This is a genomic window from Microcystis sp. LE19-195.1E (assembly GCF_027532095.1).
In the GTDB taxonomy this organism is placed as follows: domain Bacteria; phylum Cyanobacteriota; class Cyanobacteriia; order Cyanobacteriales; family Microcystaceae; genus Microcystis; species Microcystis aeruginosa.
In genome coordinates this window covers 1-1,242 of record NZ_JAPZSZ010000071.1, presented here as the reverse complement: position 1 = coordinate 1,242, position 1,242 = coordinate 1, and the positions used below count along the sequence as shown (strand labels likewise).

Here is a 1,242-nt window from a genome sequence, read left to right as displayed (position 1 = left end):
GGTGGCGGCGGCAACGTTTTTATCAACGGCAAGATGGGTCAAAAAGGCTCTAATTTCTTCACCCCCCATTTCACGGGGATGTTTTTTCTGATGGAAGAGCAGATAACGCTTAATCCAGTCCAGATATGTTTGTTCGGTGCGATATGAATAATGCTTAAGGCGGACAGTCTCTCGCACTACGTCTAGGAGTTTTCGGGGTGGGGGAGGGTTCATCACAGAGTACGCTAATCGGCATAACACGCTTATCGTAATATTATACGGAAAACTTCTCGCGATCACTCCATTTGAGCGTAATATACGGAAAGATTCTGAAAAAAATGCGTATTTAGCGTAATATACGGAAAATTTCCCTACACTATATAGTTAGGCTTTATTTCTCATGGGGCTGGTATGATACAGCCGAGCATTATGAACTATTTTGCTCTTATTTTTTTGATCGCTCTATTTCTAGTAGGATGTACTAAAAAAGAAGAATCATCAACAGCCATGCATACACCAACACCAGAAGTAATTGCCGAAGCAAAGCGTAACCCAGGTGGTTGGGTCTATAAGATTCAGGGTAGCTACGGGCCAAATGATGCTGTACCGCCAGAAGATATTGCCGGTGCGTGGAAAGTTGATGCTCAGGGCAATATTACAGGTGAGTTTGTGCCAAACCCTAATTTCCGCAAACGGCAAGCAGGTGGGCATTCATTATGATGCCTAACACGTTAGTGCAGCGGACGGTACGGAATCTTCTCGCTTACGGCCTATTTTTCTCGCCGCCGCTGACCATTTTCGTTAGCCGGACGATGCAAGTATGACGCTTCCTGATTGCTGGACTCCCGTGACTGATGACGTAGCTGCCAAGCTGTTGTCAGAGTTGCGTCGCGAACTGCCAGCCGGTCATCAACTTTTTGGCCAGGAAGTTCAAGCGATCGCACGACGGGACGATCGGGACGACGTACTATTTCGATCTCGCGAGGAAAGCGGACCGGTATTTTGGGTTCATCTGACTTGGTGTGTGGAAAGCGATCCGAAATGGCCGTGGTCAGAAGTCTACGAAAGCCTAGAGGATTTCCTTGATCGGTGGCCGTTGGAGGAATTGGAGGGTGATCTTGATGTTGACATCCTCGCCGCCCTAAAAGTGCGGCGATTCCTAAACCTCACGATTTAAGTTTCTGCTTCCACCACCGTCGCATACCACAGTTAAAAAACCATGTACTGTCTTACACAGAGTCCACAGACTTTCGCCCCATTTCA

At 47.3% G+C, this 1,242-nt stretch carries 3 protein-coding genes; 2 read left to right on the top strand and 1 reads right to left on the bottom strand.

All coding sequences use genetic code 11. The annotated features are described in order from the left end of the window. Positions 1 to 213 (bottom strand): site-specific integrase (locus tag O9300_RS04415; RefSeq protein ID WP_287970278.1); only part of this gene is annotated, 213 nt, incomplete at its 3' end. Between the two features lie 195 nt (positions 214 to 408). Between O9300_RS04415 and O9300_RS04410 the strand changes: the two genes are divergently transcribed. Together O9300_RS04410 and O9300_RS04405 are read left to right on the top strand one after the other, a co-directional pair. Next, on the top strand, positions 409 to 699 hold the full coding sequence (locus O9300_RS04410) for a hypothetical protein (RefSeq protein WP_287970276.1): 291 nt from the start codon (positions 409 to 411) through the stop codon (positions 697 to 699). A 127-nt stretch (positions 700 to 826) separates the two neighbouring features. Continuing rightward, positions 827 to 1,156 carry a hypothetical protein gene (locus O9300_RS04405; RefSeq protein ID WP_287970274.1) on the top strand — a complete coding sequence of 110 codons (330 nt, stop codon included), beginning with the start codon at positions 827 to 829 and terminating at the stop codon, positions 1,154 to 1,156. Positions 1,157 to 1,242 lie beyond the last annotated feature (86 nt).